Raw genomic sequence first — 14,897 nt, forward strand, 5'->3', positions numbered from 1 at the left:
GGCCCCGTACGCTGCTGCCATGGGGCTGTGGGACCGGATGCGGGGCATCGCCCGCTCACGTCGGCACGCGGACGACGCGGGCTGGAGCGAGCGCATGGACGCGACCGTGCGCGACCAGCAGGCCACGCTTGCGCAGCTGCGCCGGGCCCTGGCCGACCTCGCCACGAACCGCCGCCGCGTCGAGCTCCAGCTGAACAAGCTGCAGCAGCAGGCCGCCCAGGTCGACGCCGCGGCCCAGGAGCGGGTGGCAGCCGGCGACGACGACGGCGCCCGGTCCGCGTTGACCCGCAAGGTCACGATGGAGAAGGCGATCGCCGACCTCACCGAGCGTCACGCCACGCTGCAGGCCGACGAGCGGCGTCTCACCGACACGGCCGACCAGGTGCAGACCCAGATCGAGGACTTCCGCATCCGCAAGGACACCCTCGTCGCCCGCGAGTCGGCGGCGACCGCCAAGACCGAGATGCATCGCATCAACCGCGACAACGGTGCGATCGCCGGCGACCTCGACGACGTCGAGCGCCACACCCGCGAGGCCGAGGCCACCGCGGCGGCCTACGACGAGCTCGCCGACCCCACCGACACCGCCAGCTGGGACCGGCTCTTCGCGTCCGGCGATCCGCAGCAGACCCTCGAGGAAGGGGGCCGTCATGGCCCGAAGCCGCTTCCGGAGTGACCCCGGCCTGACCTGGCGGATGGGCGGGGTCAGCTTCGCGCTGGGCCTGCTCTACGTCGTCTTCGGCGCCGTGCTCATCACCGTCTTCTTCAACGGCGGCGGCGTCGGCGGTGGTGTCATCGCGCTGGCCATCGTGCTCACGATGGCGTGGAGCCAGTGGTACTTCTCCGACACGCTCGCGCTCAAGTCGATGCGGGCGACGGTCGTCGAGCCGCACCAGGCGCCGGAGCTGCACGCCATGATCGACCGTCTCTGCGCCCTGGCCGACATGCCGAAGCCGCGCGTCGCCGTGGCCCAGACCGACATCCCCAACGCCTTCGCCACGGGGCGCACGCCGAACCACTCGGCCGTCTGCGTCACGACCGGGATCCTGAACCGGCTCACGGCAGAGGAGCTCGAGGGCGTCCTGGCGCACGAGCTGGCGCACGTGGCCAACCGCGACGTCACGGTCATGACCGTGGCCTCGACGCTGGGGCTGCTCGCCGGCTTCATCACCCGGTGGGGCATGTACCTGGGCATGGGCCGGTCCCGCAACCGCAACGGGGCGATCGGCTTCCTGATCGTGATCCTGGTCAGCGTCGTGGTCTACGCCATCAGCTTCCTGCTGACCCGGTCCCTGTCGCGGTACCGCGAGCTCAGTGCCGATCGCTCCGGTGCCTACATCACGGGCCAGCCGTCGCAGCTCGCCTCGGCCCTCAGCAAGATCTCCGGCGACATGGCCCGCATCCCGTCGCGCGACCTGCGCGACACCGGAGCCGTCAGCGCCTTCTTCTTCGCTCCGGCGCTCAACCGGGAGTCGGTGTCGGCGATGTTCTCGACCCACCCGCCGCTGGAGCAGCGCCTCGCGCAGCTGCAGCAGATCAGCCGCGAGCTGGGGGAGCACTGACATGGGCCTGTTCGACTCCCTGCTGGGTCGCAGCAAGCCGCCGCAGGCCGACCTCGACATCCTCTTCCAGGTGCCTCAGGCGGTCATCTCGCTCGAGGCCCAGGGCTTCACGTTCACCGGCACCGGTGGTGTGTGCTTCCGTGACGTCGAGGGCAACGCCGACAACGTCTCGATCGACGAGGCCGAGCAGCTCGTGCGGCTCGACGGCAGTGCCACGGTCGAGCGCACCGACGACGCGTTCGGGTTCCACTGGATCAGCGTGACCCGTCCCGGTGACGCGCCCGGTCTCTGCACCGACCTCCACGCGGTGAACTCCGGGCTCGACCAGGCGGGTTTCGGCAGCTCGCTGCTGTGCTCGACGGTCGTCTTCGCGACGCCGGCCGGAGGTCGCCTGGGGCTGGTCTACCTGTTCAAGCGCGGCACCTTCTACCCGTTCGCGCCGACCGGCACGCAGACGCGCGACAACGCCCTCGAGCTCCAGGTCCGCGGTGTCATCGGCCAGGACGTGCCGGTCGAGGCCGACCTCAGCCGATGGCTCGCCCTCTGGGGTGCACCGCACCTGCCGTGAGTCCGGACTCCCTTGTAGGTTGAGTGACGTGAGCCTCACGTCACTGACGACCGACGAGCTGTCCGCCTTCAAGACCCAGCAGGAGGCGGCCTACGCCATGCTGGGATCGGCCGGCCTCACGCTCGACATCACGCGCGGCAAGCCCTCGCCCGAGCAGCTCGATCTCGCGTCCGGCCTGCTCCACCTGCCCGGCGACGACTACCGCGCGGCCGACGGCACCGACACCCGCAACTACGGCGGACTCCAGGGTCTTCCTGAGCTGCGCGCCATCTTCGCCGATCTCCTCGGCATCCCGGTCGACCAGCTGCTGGCTGCCGACAACGCCAGCCTGGCGCTGATGCACGACACCCTCGCGTTCGCCCTGCTGCACGGCACCCCCGAGTCGCCCACGCCCTGGGCGGGGCAGGACATCGCGTTCCTGTGCCCCTCGCCGGGCTACGACCGTCACTTCGCGCTCGCCGAGCATCTCGGCTTCCGCCTGATCCCGATCGACCTGCACGAGGACGGCCCCGACGTCGCCCAGGTGCGTCAGCACGCGGCCGACCCGGCGGTCAAGGGGCTGTGGATCGTGCCCACGTACGCCAACCCGACGGGCGCGGTCGTGAGCGAGGCCGTCGCGGCCGAGCTGGCCGGCCTCGAGACCGGAGCACCGGACTTTCGTCTCTACTGGGACAACGCCTACGCGGTGCACCACCTCACGCCGGAGCGCGTCAAGACGCCCGACATCCTCGGGCTCGCCTCGGCCGCGGGCCACCCGAACCGGCCGCTCGTCTTCGCCTCGACCTCGAAGATCACGTTCGCCGGATCCGGTGTCTCCTTCCTGGGCGGCTCGCCCGAGAACATCGCCTGGTACCTCCAGCACGTCCAGGTGCGCACGATCGGGCCCGACAAGGTCAACCAGCTGCGTCACGCCCGCCTGCTGCGCGACGCCGACGGCGTGCTGGCGCTCATGGACCAGCACCGCGAGATCCTCGCGCCGAAGTTCGCGGTCGTCGAGCGGGTGCTCCACGAGCGGCTCGCCGAGCACGACGTCGCGACGTGGACCCAGCCGCGCGGCGGCTACTTCGTGAGCCTCGACGTCGTCGACGGCACGGCCACGCGTGTCGTGCAGCTCGCCAAGGACATCGGCCTGGCCCTGACGCCGGCCGGCTCGTCCTTCCCGTACAAGTCCGACCCGCGGGACCGCAACATCCGCATCGCGCCGTCCTTCCCGTCGCTGGCCGATCTCGAGGCCGCGATGGAGGCCCTCGCCACGTGCGTGCTGCTCGCGGCGGCGGAGAAGGCCCTGACCCCGTGACCCGGCTCGTCTGACGTGGCCGCACGGTGAGGGTCCTGGTCGCGCCGGACAAGTTCGCCGGCACGTTGAGTGCCGCGCAGGCCGCCTCGGCGATCGCCGACGGATGGGCGCGTCAGGCGCCCGCGGACGTCCTCACGTGCCTGCCGGTGGCCGACGGGGGCCCCGGGTTCTCCGGCGTCCTGGCCGACGCGCTCGGCGGCCAGGTCGAGACGGTCACGGTGCGCGGCCCGCTGGGCACGCCGGTGCCCGTCGACCTCGTGGCGACCGAGTCCGCCGGCGGCGGGGTCACGGTGCACCTGGAGTCGGCCCAGGCGTGCGGGCACGATCTCGAACCGCGCGCCGAGCCGATGCGGGCGTCCACGAGCGGGGTCGGCCAGGCTCTCGTCGCCGCGCTCGCCCTGCGGCCCCGACGGATCGTCGTGGGGCTCGGCGGGTCGGTCACGTCGGATGGAGGCGCCGGCCTGCTCGCGGCGCTGGGAGCCACGGCCGACGTCGACCTCACGGAGGGGCCCGAAGGCCTCGACGGCGTCACGCGGGTCGATCTCACGGCGGTCCGCGCGCAGCTCGCCGGCGTCGACCTCGTGGCCGCGATCGACGTCCGGGCCCCGCTCCTGGGGATGTTCGGGGCCGCGCGCACGTTCGGCCCGCAGAAGGGGCTGGACGATGAGCAGATCTGGCGCGTCGACCGGGTGCTGGACGGTTTCGTCGACGCGGTCTGTGGCACCGCCCCGTCACAGCGACGCATCGCCGAGATCGAGGGCGCCGGCGCGGCCGGGGGCCTGGGCTTCGCGCTCGCCGTGCTGGGGGCCGAGCTCGTACCGGGCACCCAGGTCGTGCTCGACGCGATCGGCATCGACGCGCACATCGCCGCCGCCGACCTCGTGGTCACGGGGGAGGGCGCCTACGACATCTCGTCGCGGTCAGGCAAGGCCGTCTTCGGGGTCGCGGAGGCGGCCGCGCGGCACGCCCGGCCGTGCATCGTCCTCGCAGGTCGTGTCGACGTCGGGGCCCGCGAGATGCGGGCGATGGGCGTGGAGTCCGCGTACGCCGTGGTCGATCTCGCGGGGGAGGCGGCCGCTCTGGCGGACCCGGCGACGCACCTGGCCGCCCTCGCCGAGCGCGTCGCGCGCACGTGGTCGCCCTCGGCGTGAGGTTCGGCGCGTACGATGGAGATGACCGGGAACAGAATCGTGCCGGGCACGGTTGACCCGTTCGACACCTCGCACCCGACCGCAGGAGATGACATGACCGTCGAGAGCAGCACCGACGTCGAGATCCAGTCCAGCCCGCCGGCCGACGGCATCACGCTCTCGTCCGTCGCGGCCGCCAAGGTCAAGAGCCTCCTCGAGCAGGAGGGTCGTGACGACCTCGCCCTGCGCATCGCCGTCCAGCCGGGTGGCTGCTCGGGCCTGCGCTACCAGCTCTTCTTCGACGAGCGCACGCTCGACGGCGACGAGATCCGCGACTTCGACGGCGTCAACGTCGTCGTCGACCGCATGAGCCTGCCGTACCTGCACGGCGCCACGATCGACTTCGTCGACACGATCGAGAAGCAGGGCTTCACGATCGACAACCCGATGGCCACCGGTTCCTGCGCCTGCGGCGACTCCTTCCACTAACCACCCCAGGTCGAGCGATCTCGCGAGCCCTGCGAGCGACGATCGCGAGAGGTCGAGTCGTCCACCGGCGAAGCCGGTCGGCTGTATCGAGACCCTGGTGAGCTGACGGCTCCCTGCACCACCCGCCGGTGGTGCGGGGAGCTGTTTGTCTTGCTGGGTCTCGATACGTTCCGGGCGCTGGGCGCCCTGCACACTCGACCAGCGGATGGTGGGGGTGAGCTGACGGCTCCCTGCACCACCCGCCGGTGGTGCAGGGAGCCGTTGGTGTTGCGGGGTCTCGATACGGGCCTCGTTCCTCGGCCCACTCGACCAGCGGGTGGGGGGCGGCCTCGGCCGTCGGCCCACTCGACCAGCGGGTGGGGGGCGGCCTCGGCCGTCGGCCCACTCGACCGGCAGGTGGTGGGGGTGAGGGTCACGACATTCCGCGGGTACTCGCCTGCGGCACCCGCCGGACCGTCTAGGCTCGCCCCATGCATCTCGCCATCGCCGGCTCCATCGCCGCCGACCACCTGCAGACGTTCGCCGGGCGCTTCTCGGACTCGCTCGTGCCCGATCAGCTCGACAAGCTGTCGGTCTCGTTCCTGGTGCAGGATCTCGACATCCGCCGCGGTGGCTGCGCGGGCAACATCACCTTCGCGTTGGCCAACCTGGGCCAGCGGCCCACCCTCGTGGCTGCCGTCGGCCGCGACTTCGCCGACCAGGGCTACCAGGCCTGGCTCGAGAAGGCGGGGGTCGACTGCTCGCGCGTGCACGTCTCGCCGTCGCTGCACACCGCGCTGTGCACCATCACGACCGACGAGGCTCACGCCCAGATCGTCACGTTCTACCCCGGGGCCATGGCCGAGGCCGGCTCGATCGATGTCGCCGCCCTGCACGGCGAGAGCCCCATCGACCTGCTCCTGATCGGCCCCGACGATCCGGGTGCGATGCTGCGCCACACCCAGGCAGCGCGCGAGATCGGCCTGCCCTTCGCCGCCGATCCGTCGCAGCAGCTCGCCTGGGCCGACGGCGACCTGATCCGCCAGCTCATCGACGGTGCCGCCTACCTGTTCACCAACGACTACGAGGCGGCCCTCGTCCAGCAGAAGACCGGATGGACCGCCGACGAGGTCAAGGCCGCAGTGGGCGTGCAGGTCATCACGCGCGGCAAGGACGGCGTCACCGTGATCGACACCGACGGCACCCGCCTCGAGGTCCACGCGATCCCCGGCGTCACGGCGGTCGACCCCACAGGCGTCGGCGACAGCTTCCGCGGTGGATTCCTCGCCGGCCTGGCCGCGGGCCTGGACCTCACGACGTGTGCGCAGATCGGCAGCACGATCGCCGCCAGCGTCGTCGAGACCACCGGTACCCAGGAGTACACGCTCGAGCGGGACGCCTTCCTGGCGCGCCTGGCGGGTGCGTACGGTGATCCTGCTGCCGAGCGTGTCGGCGGGGCCCTGACGATCTCCGGCAGCCACCCCTAGGCGTCTCCGACACTCTGTCGTAGATAGGGTGTCCTTATCTCCTGACAGGCGATGCGCTGGTAGTACTGTGCACCTGTCATCACGCGACGATCTTGAACCAGAAAGGCGCCCCGTGGGTCGATTGAAGTTGGCGGTTCTCGCCCTCGCAGCGGTCGTGTTGAGCGGCTGCTCTCCTGTCGACGACTCCGACATCAAGCGCCTGGCGCTCCCGGTGGCCGGAAGCGATCGAACCGATCACGTCTGGAACCTCTGGCTCGGCGCCTGGATCGCGACCGCGGTCATCTTCGCGCTGGTCTTCGGCCTGCTCGTGTGGTGCATGGTGCGGTACCGCCGTCGCAGCGACGACGAGGTTCCCGTCCAGATCCGCTACAACCTGCCGATCGAGGCGCTGTACACCTTCGCGCCGGTCATCATCGTCGCGGTCTTCTTCTTCCACACCGTGACCGCGCAGAACGCGATCCTGGAGAAGGTCGACGAGCCCGACCACACGATCGAGGTCATCGGCTCGAAGTGGCAGTGGGCCTTCAACTACCTCGACGAGGACGCCACCGGCGGCGTCGACGTGTACGACTTCGGCACGCCCGAGGCCCCGGCCGAGCTGTGGCTGGCCGTCGACGAGTCGGTGCGCTTCGACCTCAAGTCGCCCGACGTGATCCACTCGTTCTGGATCCCGGAGTTCTACTTCAAGATGGACGTCGTCCCGGGCAAGGTGAACTCCTTCGACGTCACCCCGACGCGTGAGGGCACCTTCACGGGTCGCTGCGCGGAGCTGTGCGGCCTCTACCACTCGCGGATGATCTTCAAGGTCAACGTGGTCTCTCGCGCCGAGTACGACGCGCACCTGGAGTCGCTCCAGAGCGACGGCAACGTCGGTCGCCCGACCGGCGCCGACGAAGCTGACAAGATCGCCGGTCTCGATCCCGAAGGAGCCGAGGACTGATGGCCACCACCACCGCCGCGTTCGACACCGGTGAGGCCCACGACGGGCCGGCGCCGCTGGTCGCGGGCCGGACGCTGCCGCAGAAGATCGTGACCTGTCTGACGACGACCGATCACAAGGTCATCGGCAACATGTACCTGGTCACGTCGTTCGCGTTCTTCATCATCGGCGGCATCATGGCCCTGGTGATCCGCGCCGAGCTGGCGCGACCGGGCACGACGTTCGTCGACGACGAGACGTACAACCAGCTCTTCACGATGCACGGCACGATCATGCTGCTGATGTTCGCGACGCCGCTGTTCTTCGGCTTCGCCAACGTCATCATGCCGTTGCAGATCGGTGCTCCGGACGTCGCGTTCCCACGCCTGAACATGTTCAGCTACTGGCTGTACCTGTTCGGCTCGCTGATCGCGGTCTCGGGCTTCTTCACTCCCAGCGGTGCGGCCAGCTTCGGCTGGTTCGCCTACGCCCCCCTCTCGGACGGCATCAACTCGCCCGGTGTCGGCGGCGACCTGTGGGTCATGGGCCTGTACCTCTCGGGCATCGGCACGATCCTCGGTGCGGTGAACTTCACCACCACGATCTTCTGCATGCGTGCACCCGGCATGACGATGTTCCGCATGCCGATCTTCGTGTGGAACGCGCTCGTCACGAGCCTGCTCGCGCTGATCGCCTTCCCGATCTTCGGCGCGGCGCTCCTGGCGCTGGGGGCCGACCGCATGTTCGGCGCCCACGTGTTCGACGCCGCCAACGGCGGGCCGATCATGTGGCAGCACCTGTTCTGGTTCTTCGGCCACCCCGAGGTCTACATCCTCGCCCTGCCGTTCTTCGGCATCGTGACCGAGATCCTGCCGGTCTTCGCCCGCAAGCCGATCTTCGGCTACGTCGGACTCGTCGGCGCCACGCTGATGATCGCGGCGCTGTCGGTCGCGGTGTGGGCCCACCACATGTACGTCACGGGCTCGGTCGACCTGGCCTTCTTCAGCTTCATGACGTTCTTGATCGCGGTGCCCACCGGAGTCAAGTTCTTCAACTGGATCGGCACACTATGGGGGGGATCTCTGTCCTTCGACACCCCCCTGATCTTCTCGCTGGGCTTCCTCACGACCTTCCTCTTCGGTGGTCTGACGGGCGTCATCCTGGCCTCGCCGGCCCTCGACTTCCAGCTGTCGGACTCCTACTTCGTCGTGGCGCACTTCCACTACGTGGTCTTCGGCACCGTCGTGTTCGCGATGTTCGCCGGCTTCTACTTCTGGTGGCCGAAGATCACCGGGCGCATGCTCGACGAGAAGCTCGGCAAGATCCACTTCTGGCTGCTGTTCATCGGCTTCCACCTGACCTTCCTGGTCCAGCACTGGCTGGGCATCGAGGGCATGCCGCGGCGGTACGTCGACTATGCGCCGAGCGACGGCTTCACGACGCTCAACGAGATCTCCTCGGTGGGTGCCTTCCTGCTGGGTGCCTCGATGATCCCGTTCTTCCTGAACGTCTGGAAGTCGCGCAAGAACCCGCCGGTCGGCCTGGACGACCCGTGGGGCTGGGGCCGTTCGCTGGAGTGGGCCACGAGCTCGCCCCCGCCGCGGCACAACTTCCACTCGCTGCCGCGCATCCGGTCCGAGAGCCCCGCCTTCGATCTGCACCACCCCGAGATCGCGGCGCTCGAGCTGCAGGACAACCCCGACGAGCACTCGGCCTTCGCCGATGCGCCGGACGTGTCCGGGAAGCCCGGGTCCGAGCACCTCAACGACGGCAAGGAGTCCTGACCCATGAAGGCTGAGCTCTGGACGATCGCGTCGTGCGGCATCTTCTTCGCGCTCATCACCCCGATCTACTGGGTGCTCACGAGCGATCCCACGGGGTCGGTGGCGCTGCTCATGACCACGCTGCTGTGCGTGTTGATCGGGTTCTACCTGGCCGTCGTCGCCCGTCAGATCCCCGAGCGCCCCGAGGACCGCAGCGACGCGGAGATCATCGACGGTGCCGGTGAGCTCGGGTTCTTCCCGGCCTCCAGCTGGTGGCCGCTGTGGGCCGCGATGTCCTTCGCGACGGTCGTGCTCGGCGTCGTGTTCGGCTGGTGGCTGTTCATCATCGGCGTCGCGGTGGGCGCCGTGGCGCTCGTCGGCTGGGTGTTCGAGTTCTACCGAGGCGTGCACAAGCACTGACTCGGTAGAGGGCCCGCGCTCCTCGCCGACACCGCCCGTCCTGCCGTCTGTGCGGGGCGGGCGGTTCTTGGTTGGCGCGTAGCATGGTTCGGGTGAAGAAGCTCCTGTTCCTCGCCCTCCTGACCGTCCTCGCGCTGGCCGGGTGCACCGGTGGAGGCTCGTCGACGCCGAAGGCCGACCAGGAGCGGGCCGCCGAGCTGGGGGCCAACGTCGACGACGCCGCGGTCGACGTCGACATCTCGACGGTCGTGGAGGTCACGCTGCAGCACGGGACGTTCGAGGCGGTCACGCTCACGGCGGCCGACGGAACCGCGATCGAGGGCGCCCCGGTCACCGAGTCGGCGGAGGGGCCGAGCAGCACGGACGGCCCTGCCAGCGAGGCCGAGCCCGCCAGCTCGACCGATCCCGCTGGTGACCACGCCACGACCTGGGCGGCGTCGGACCGATTGGAGCCGGGCACGAGCTACACCCTCGCGGCCACGGCCGTCGGTGACGACGGCGAGACCACCGAGCTCAGCCGGTCGTTCACCTCGATGGCGGTGGCCGACGATGACGAGATCTTCCCGTCGGTGGCCCCGCTCGCGGGCGAGACGGTGGGTGTCGGCATGCCGGTCGTGGTGCTCTTCGACCACCCGGTGACCGATCACGCCTCGTTCGAGCAGCACATGGCCGTGGCCAGTACGCCGGCCCAGACGGGCGGCTGGTACTGGCTCAGCGACACCGAGGCGCACTGGCGTCCCCAGGAGTACTGGCAGGCCGGCACGTCCGTGCAGGTCCAGCTCGACCTCAACAGCGTTCCCGGCGGTGACGGGCGCTACGGCCAGGAGAGCCGCGTGATCGACTTCCAGGTCGGCAGCTCCCACGTGATCACGGTCGACATCGCCGGTCACACGATGTCGGTCGAGCGGGACGGCCAGCCGGCAGGCACCTACCCCGTCACGACCGGCGACTCCAGCCACCAGACGCGCATCGGCACCAAGATCATCATGGAGAAGCACGAGTCGATCGACATGGATGCGGCCACGACCGGCGTCGACAGCAGCGACCCCAACTACTACCGCGTCGAAGGCGTCCGGTGGGCCATGCGGCTGACCTACTCGGGGGAGTTCATCCACGCGGCGCCCTGGTCGGTCGGTCAGCAGGGTCACGCGAACGTGAGCCACGGCTGCGTCGGCATGAGCACCGAGAACGCGGGCAAGGTCTTCTCCGAGTCCTTGCGCGGCGACGTCGTCAACTTCGTCAACGGGTCCCGTCGTCTCGAGCCGGGTAACGGCTGGACCGACTGGAACGTGCCGTGGGAGGAGTACCAGAAGGGCTCCGCGCTGTACCAGGAGCCCGCCTGACCCCCCTCCTCTGGTGTCGCGGGGGAGCGCTGAGCGAGAGGCCGTGTCCCGGTGGGGGCGGTGAGCCTGGCGCGGCACGGCACAGGAGATCTGGACCTGGACCACCGCGCAGGGCCGTGGATCGGACCAGAGTCACCCGCCCGCCGTCCCGCCCACCTGCCTGCTGCGCGAGTCAGCGCCGACCAGACGGCCCCGGGCGCAGGGGGCGAGAACGCCGAAGGCCGGCTCCCCCGCGGGGGAGCCGGCCTTCGGCGTGGTGAGGTGGTGCTGAAGCGTCAGTGCTGCTTCGGGACACCCGCGTCGGACACGCCGCCGAAGTCGTCGCCGTGGCTGTTCGGGTGACCCTCGAAGTGCGACAGGTGCTCCTCGGCATGGTGCACCTCGTCGACCGTGGGCTTGTCGAGCACGCCCTGGTAGTAGAAGTGCCGCAGGCGAGCCCGCAGACGCTCCTTGCGACCGGCCTGGTTCTCGACACCGTTGGCGTCGACGACCACGGCAGCCTCCAGCTGTGGGAGGCGCTGGCGCGCCGTGAGCTCGTACTGCGTGCTGGCCGGCAGGGGAGCGTGACGCTCGGTGTAGCCGCCCGAGGGCGACCGCTCGATGACGCCGGTCTCGTAGCCGTGCAGCACGTTGTCGTGGTCACGGTGCTGCAGACCGATGCAGATGCGGCGCACGATCAGGAACGCGATGACCGGGAACAGGAAGAACCCGATCCGGAAGATCCACGTCAGCGTGTAGATGTCGAGGTGGAAGTGCGTCGCGATGATGTCGTTGCCGCCCGCGGCCCAGCCGACGCCGTACGCCGTCATGCCGGCCACGCCGAGCGCCGTGCGCGTCGGAGCGTCACGGGGACGCTCGAGCAGGTGGTGCTCACGGTCGTCCTGGGTGATCCAGCGCTCGATGAACGGCCACAGGGCGAGCGAGGTGAACAGCAGACCCAGGCCACCCATGCCCGGGATGACCACGTTCCAGCTGAACGTCCAGCCGAAGATCGTGCTCTCCCAGCCCGGCATGAGGCGCACGAGGCCCTCGGAGAAGCCCATGTACCAGTCAGGCTGGGAACCGGCCGTGACCTCGGCCGGGTTGTACGGACCGTACGCCCAGACCGGGTTGATCTGGATGATCGCGCTGAAGAGGGCCGTGAAGCCGAACACGATGAAGAAGAAGCCGCCCGCCTTGGCCGCGTAGACCGGGAGCATCGGGTAGCCGACGACGTTCTCGTTGGTGCGTCCGGGCCCAGGCCACTGCGTGTGCTTGTGGTAGACGAGCAGCAGCATGTGGGCCGCGATGAGCCCCAGCAGCAGCGCCGGGATCAGCAGGATGTGTGCCATGTAGAGGCGCGGGATGATGATGTCGCCGGGGAACTCGCCTCCGAAGATGAAGAACTCGAGGTACGAGCCCACGAACGGGATCGACCGGATCAGTCCGTCGACGAAGCGGAGGCCCGTGCCCGACAGAAGGTCGTCGGGAAGCGAGTAGCCCGCGAAGCCCTCGACCATGCCGAGCGCGATCAGGCCGACGCCGATGAGCCAGTTGACCTCACGCGGCTTGCGGTAGGCACCGGTGAAGAACACGCGCAGCATGTGCACGATCATCGAGGCCACGAACAGCGCCGCGGCCCAGTGGTGGATCTGCCGCATCAGCAGGCCACCGCGGATGTCGAAGGAGATGTCGATCGTCGAGGCGTAGGCCTGCGACATCTCGATGCCCTTGAGCGGCTCGTAGGACCCGTTGTAGACCGTCTCGGCCATGCTGGGCTGGAACCACAGGGTCAGGAAGGTGCCGGTGATCAGCAGGATCACGAAGCTCCACAGGGCGATCTCGCCGAGCATGAACGACCAGTGCTCGGGGAAGATCTTGCGCATGTTCTTGCGCGCGATGCCGGCGACGCCGAGGCGGTCGTCGATCCAGCCCACGGGACCCGCGGCCTTCTTGCCGCCCTTGGTGTCCTGGATGGGGGTGTAGGTGTCCGTCGCCATCACGCACCGTCCCGGTTGTTCTCGTCGTCGAGCCGCTTCTGGTCACGAGCCAGCTCGGGGTAGCTCGGGGCCACGATGTCGGGGAAGTCGCTCATCGCGATGATGTAGCCCTGCGCGTCCAGTCCCAGCGGAAGCTGAGGGAGCGGACGATGGGCGGGGCCGAAGATGACCTTGCCGTTGTCGGCCAGGTCGAACGTCGACTGGTGGCACGGGCACAGCAGGTGGTGGGTCTGCTGCTCCCACAGCGAGATCGGGCAACCGACGTGGGTGCAGATCTTGGAGTAGCAGAGGATGCCGTCGATGCCCCAGTTGGCCTTCTCGGCATCAGGGGTGATGTCGTCCGGGCGCATGCGCACCACGACGACCGCGGCCTTGGCCTTGGCGGCGAGGAGCTCGTGCCCGTGGATCTCGGCCTCCTCCTCGCCCTCGGCGGGGAAGAACACGGCCGGCTCACCGTTGATGAGCTGACCGACCTCGATGTCGGAGGGCCGCAGCGGCAGTCCGGAGATGTCGTTGACGACCCGCATGCCCTTCTTCCAGACCGTGTGCGCCTGGCTGTGGGGGAGCGGACCGAGGTCGCGCAGCAGGAAGACGCCCGGCAGCGCCAGGGCGCCGACGGCGCCCAGCAGGGAGTTGCGGATGAGCGGTCGACGACCGATCTGCGACTCCTTGATGCCGGCGTTCAGATCGGCGAGCACGGCCACGCGGTCGTCGTCGGACGACTTCGCCGGGTGCCGCATCTCGATCATCTCGTGGTCCTGCATGATCTTCTTGGCCCACTGGATGATGCCGACGCCGATCAGCAGCAGAGCGCCGCCGAGGGTCATGCCCAGCGCGAAGTTCTGCGCCGACCAGCCCAGGAACGTGGTCTCGAAGTCGACGGTGACGTAGGCGACGCAGAAGCCGATCGCGAGCAGCGTCGCGATCCCGAACATCAGCGAGATCTGGCGCTCGGTGCGGCGGGCCTGCGACTCGTCGACGTCGGTGACGCGGTACTGGTGCTCCGGCAGACCCGGGTCGGGGATCGGCTCCGCGACCGGGAGGTTGGAACCGTGCTTGTCCAGCTCGCTCACTGCTGGGCTCCCTTCGGCTTCTTGGTGGATCGGGTTCCGTGGGCCGCGATCCAGATCGCGAAGCCGACGAGACCGCCGATACCGAAGAGCCAGACCCAGATGCCGTCGGCCACGGGGCCGATGCCCCCGCCGCCGAAGCCGCCGTAGTTGGGCTCGTCCTGGATGGCCTTGATGTAGGCGATGATCGCGCGCTTGTCCTCGGGCGTGATGACGTCGTCGGAGAAGACGGGCATCTGCTGCGGCCCGGTCTGCATGGCCTCGTAGATGTGCTTGGCGCTGACGCCCTTCAGCGTGGGCGCGTAGCGACCGTCGGGCAGGGCGCCGCCGGCGCCGACGGAGTTGTGGCACGCGGTGCAGTTGGTGCGGAAGAACTCGCCTCCGAGGCTGATCTCCTCGGCCGAGGCGTTCTCGACGTCGAGGTACTCCTCCTCGGGGATGGCCGGGCCGGGGCCCAGCGAGGCGATGTAGGCCGCGAGCTGCTTGGTCTCCTCGGCCGTGTACTCCGGAGTCTTGCGCGGCGCCTGCGGGGCGGTCTGGGCCATCGGCATGCGGCCCGTGCCGACCTGGAAGTCGACGGCGGCCGCGCCGACACCGATCAGCGAGGGGCCGTAGTTGCCGCCGCTGGCGGTGACGATGCCCTCGGCGTTCTGGCCGTGGCAGCTCGCGCATCCGATGACGAACAGCTCGCGTCCGGCCTCGATGTCGTCGAGTGAGGACGTGTCGGCCGTGGCTCCCTTGGGGGCGAACGCCATGTAGAGCACGGCGGCGATGCCCAGTGCCCCCAAGATCACGAAGACGCCGGCCAGGGGATGCCGTCGCCGGGTCGACAAGGTGCGCACCGGGTACCTCACTTCGATGTCGTGACTACTACAGGATGTCGTTGGCTAC

The 14,897-nt window shown here is 69.3% G+C and carries 14 protein-coding genes; 11 read left to right on the forward strand and 3 right to left on the reverse strand.

All coding sequences use genetic code 11. The annotated features are described in order from the left end of the window. Window positions 1–19: 19 nt before the first annotated feature. The 11 genes from KAG51_RS02535 (at window position 20) to KAG51_RS02585 (ending at window position 10,957) form a co-directional block, all read left to right on the forward strand. Window positions 20–676, forward strand: coding sequence for a PspA/IM30 family protein (locus tag KAG51_RS02535; protein ID WP_290580303.1), 657 nt, complete (start codon window positions 20–22; stop codon window positions 674–676). Next, window positions 651–1,562 (forward strand): zinc metalloprotease HtpX, encoded by a 912-nt coding sequence (gene htpX / locus KAG51_RS02540; protein WP_290580305.1) that lies wholly within the window; start codon window positions 651–653, stop codon window positions 1,560–1,562. The genes KAG51_RS02535 and htpX overlap by 26 nt, the downstream gene beginning before the upstream one ends. A gap of 1 nt (window position 1,563) precedes the next feature. Further along, window positions 1,564–2,130: a hypothetical protein gene (locus KAG51_RS02545; protein ID WP_290580307.1), complete on the forward strand. Its 567-nt coding sequence runs from the start codon at window positions 1,564–1,566 to the stop codon at window positions 2,128–2,130. 28 nt (window positions 2,131–2,158) lie between these two features. Further along, window positions 2,159–3,427 carry an aminotransferase class I/II-fold pyridoxal phosphate-dependent enzyme gene (locus KAG51_RS02550; RefSeq protein ID WP_290580309.1) on the forward strand — a complete coding sequence of 423 codons (1,269 nt, stop codon included), beginning with the start codon at window positions 2,159–2,161 and terminating at the stop codon, window positions 3,425–3,427. Window positions 3,428–3,453: 26 nt separating this feature from the next. Continuing rightward, on the forward strand, window positions 3,454–4,578 hold the full coding sequence (locus KAG51_RS02555; protein ID WP_290580310.1) for a glycerate kinase: 1,125 nt from the start codon (window positions 3,454–3,456) through the stop codon (window positions 4,576–4,578). 93 nt (window positions 4,579–4,671) lie between these two features. Then, window positions 4,672–5,046, forward strand: coding sequence for an iron-sulfur cluster assembly accessory protein (locus tag KAG51_RS02560; RefSeq protein WP_290580311.1), 375 nt, complete (start codon window positions 4,672–4,674; stop codon window positions 5,044–5,046). Between the two features lie 470 nt (window positions 5,047–5,516). Further along, entirely contained in the window at window positions 5,517–6,512 is a 996-nt protein-coding gene (locus tag KAG51_RS02565; protein WP_290580312.1) for a carbohydrate kinase family protein, read from the forward strand. A gap of 127 nt (window positions 6,513–6,639) precedes the next feature. Next, window positions 6,640–7,452, forward strand: coding sequence for a cytochrome c oxidase subunit II (coxB, locus tag KAG51_RS02570; RefSeq protein ID WP_290580314.1), 813 nt, complete (start codon window positions 6,640–6,642; stop codon window positions 7,450–7,452). Beyond that, window positions 7,452–9,215, forward strand: a complete 1,764-nt coding sequence (ctaD, locus tag KAG51_RS02575; protein WP_290580316.1) for a cytochrome c oxidase subunit I — start codon at window positions 7,452–7,454, stop codon at window positions 9,213–9,215. The genes coxB and ctaD overlap by 1 nt, the downstream gene beginning before the upstream one ends. A gap of 3 nt (window positions 9,216–9,218) precedes the next feature. Continuing rightward, on the forward strand, window positions 9,219–9,614 hold the full coding sequence (locus KAG51_RS02580; RefSeq protein WP_290580318.1) for a cytochrome c oxidase subunit 4: 396 nt from the start codon (window positions 9,219–9,221) through the stop codon (window positions 9,612–9,614). A 92-nt stretch (window positions 9,615–9,706) separates the two neighbouring features. Beyond that, window positions 9,707–10,957 (forward strand): Ig-like domain-containing protein, encoded by a 1,251-nt coding sequence (locus tag KAG51_RS02585; protein WP_290580320.1) that lies wholly within the window; start codon window positions 9,707–9,709, stop codon window positions 10,955–10,957. A 275-nt stretch (window positions 10,958–11,232) separates the two neighbouring features. Here KAG51_RS02585 and KAG51_RS02590 read toward each other — a convergent pair whose 3' ends face one another. Genes KAG51_RS02590 through KAG51_RS02600 form a run of 3 tightly spaced genes read right to left on the reverse strand, consistent with a single transcriptional unit; the run spans window position 11,233 to window position 14,860 of the window. After that, window positions 11,233–12,936, reverse strand: coding sequence for a cytochrome bc complex cytochrome b subunit (locus tag KAG51_RS02590; RefSeq protein ID WP_290580322.1), 1,704 nt, complete (start codon window positions 12,934–12,936; stop codon window positions 11,233–11,235). After that, window positions 12,936–14,009, reverse strand: coding sequence for a Rieske 2Fe-2S domain-containing protein (locus KAG51_RS02595; protein WP_290580324.1), 1,074 nt, complete (start codon window positions 14,007–14,009; stop codon window positions 12,936–12,938). Before KAG51_RS02595 ends, KAG51_RS02590 begins: the two co-directional genes overlap by 1 nt. Then, window positions 14,006–14,860 carry a cytochrome c gene (locus tag KAG51_RS02600; RefSeq protein ID WP_290580326.1) on the reverse strand — a complete coding sequence of 285 codons (855 nt, stop codon included), beginning with the start codon at window positions 14,858–14,860 and terminating at the stop codon, window positions 14,006–14,008. The genes KAG51_RS02595 and KAG51_RS02600 overlap by 4 nt, the downstream gene beginning before the upstream one ends. Between the last annotated feature and the right edge of the window lie 37 nt (window positions 14,861–14,897).

Origin of the sequence: Aeromicrobium sp., assembly GCF_023146395.1 — a bacterium.
GTDB lineage: Bacteria > Actinomycetota > Actinomycetes > Propionibacteriales > Nocardioidaceae > Aeromicrobium.

Excerpts from the sequence above, each read along its gene's own strand:
- KAG51_RS02535 (WP_290580303.1), top strand. The coding sequence starts at position 20 with ATGGGGCTGTGGGACCGGATGCGGGGCATCGCCCGCTCACGTCGGCAC.
- KAG51_RS02565 (WP_290580312.1), top strand. The coding sequence starts at position 5,517 with ATGCATCTCGCCATCGCCGGCTCCATCGCCGCCGACCACCTGCAGACG.
- KAG51_RS02590 (WP_290580322.1), bottom strand. The coding sequence starts at position 12,936 with ATGGCGACGGACACCTACACCCCCATCCAGGACACCAAGGGCGGCAAG.
- KAG51_RS02545 (WP_290580307.1), top strand. The coding sequence starts at position 1,564 with ATGGGCCTGTTCGACTCCCTGCTGGGTCGCAGCAAGCCGCCGCAGGCC.
- KAG51_RS02560 (WP_290580311.1), top strand. The coding sequence starts at position 4,672 with ATGACCGTCGAGAGCAGCACCGACGTCGAGATCCAGTCCAGCCCGCCG.
- KAG51_RS02580 (WP_290580318.1), top strand. The coding sequence starts at position 9,219 with ATGAAGGCTGAGCTCTGGACGATCGCGTCGTGCGGCATCTTCTTCGCG.
- ctaD (WP_290580316.1), top strand. The coding sequence starts at position 7,452 with ATGGCCACCACCACCGCCGCGTTCGACACCGGTGAGGCCCACGACGGG.
- htpX (WP_290580305.1), top strand. The coding sequence starts at position 651 with ATGGCCCGAAGCCGCTTCCGGAGTGACCCCGGCCTGACCTGGCGGATG.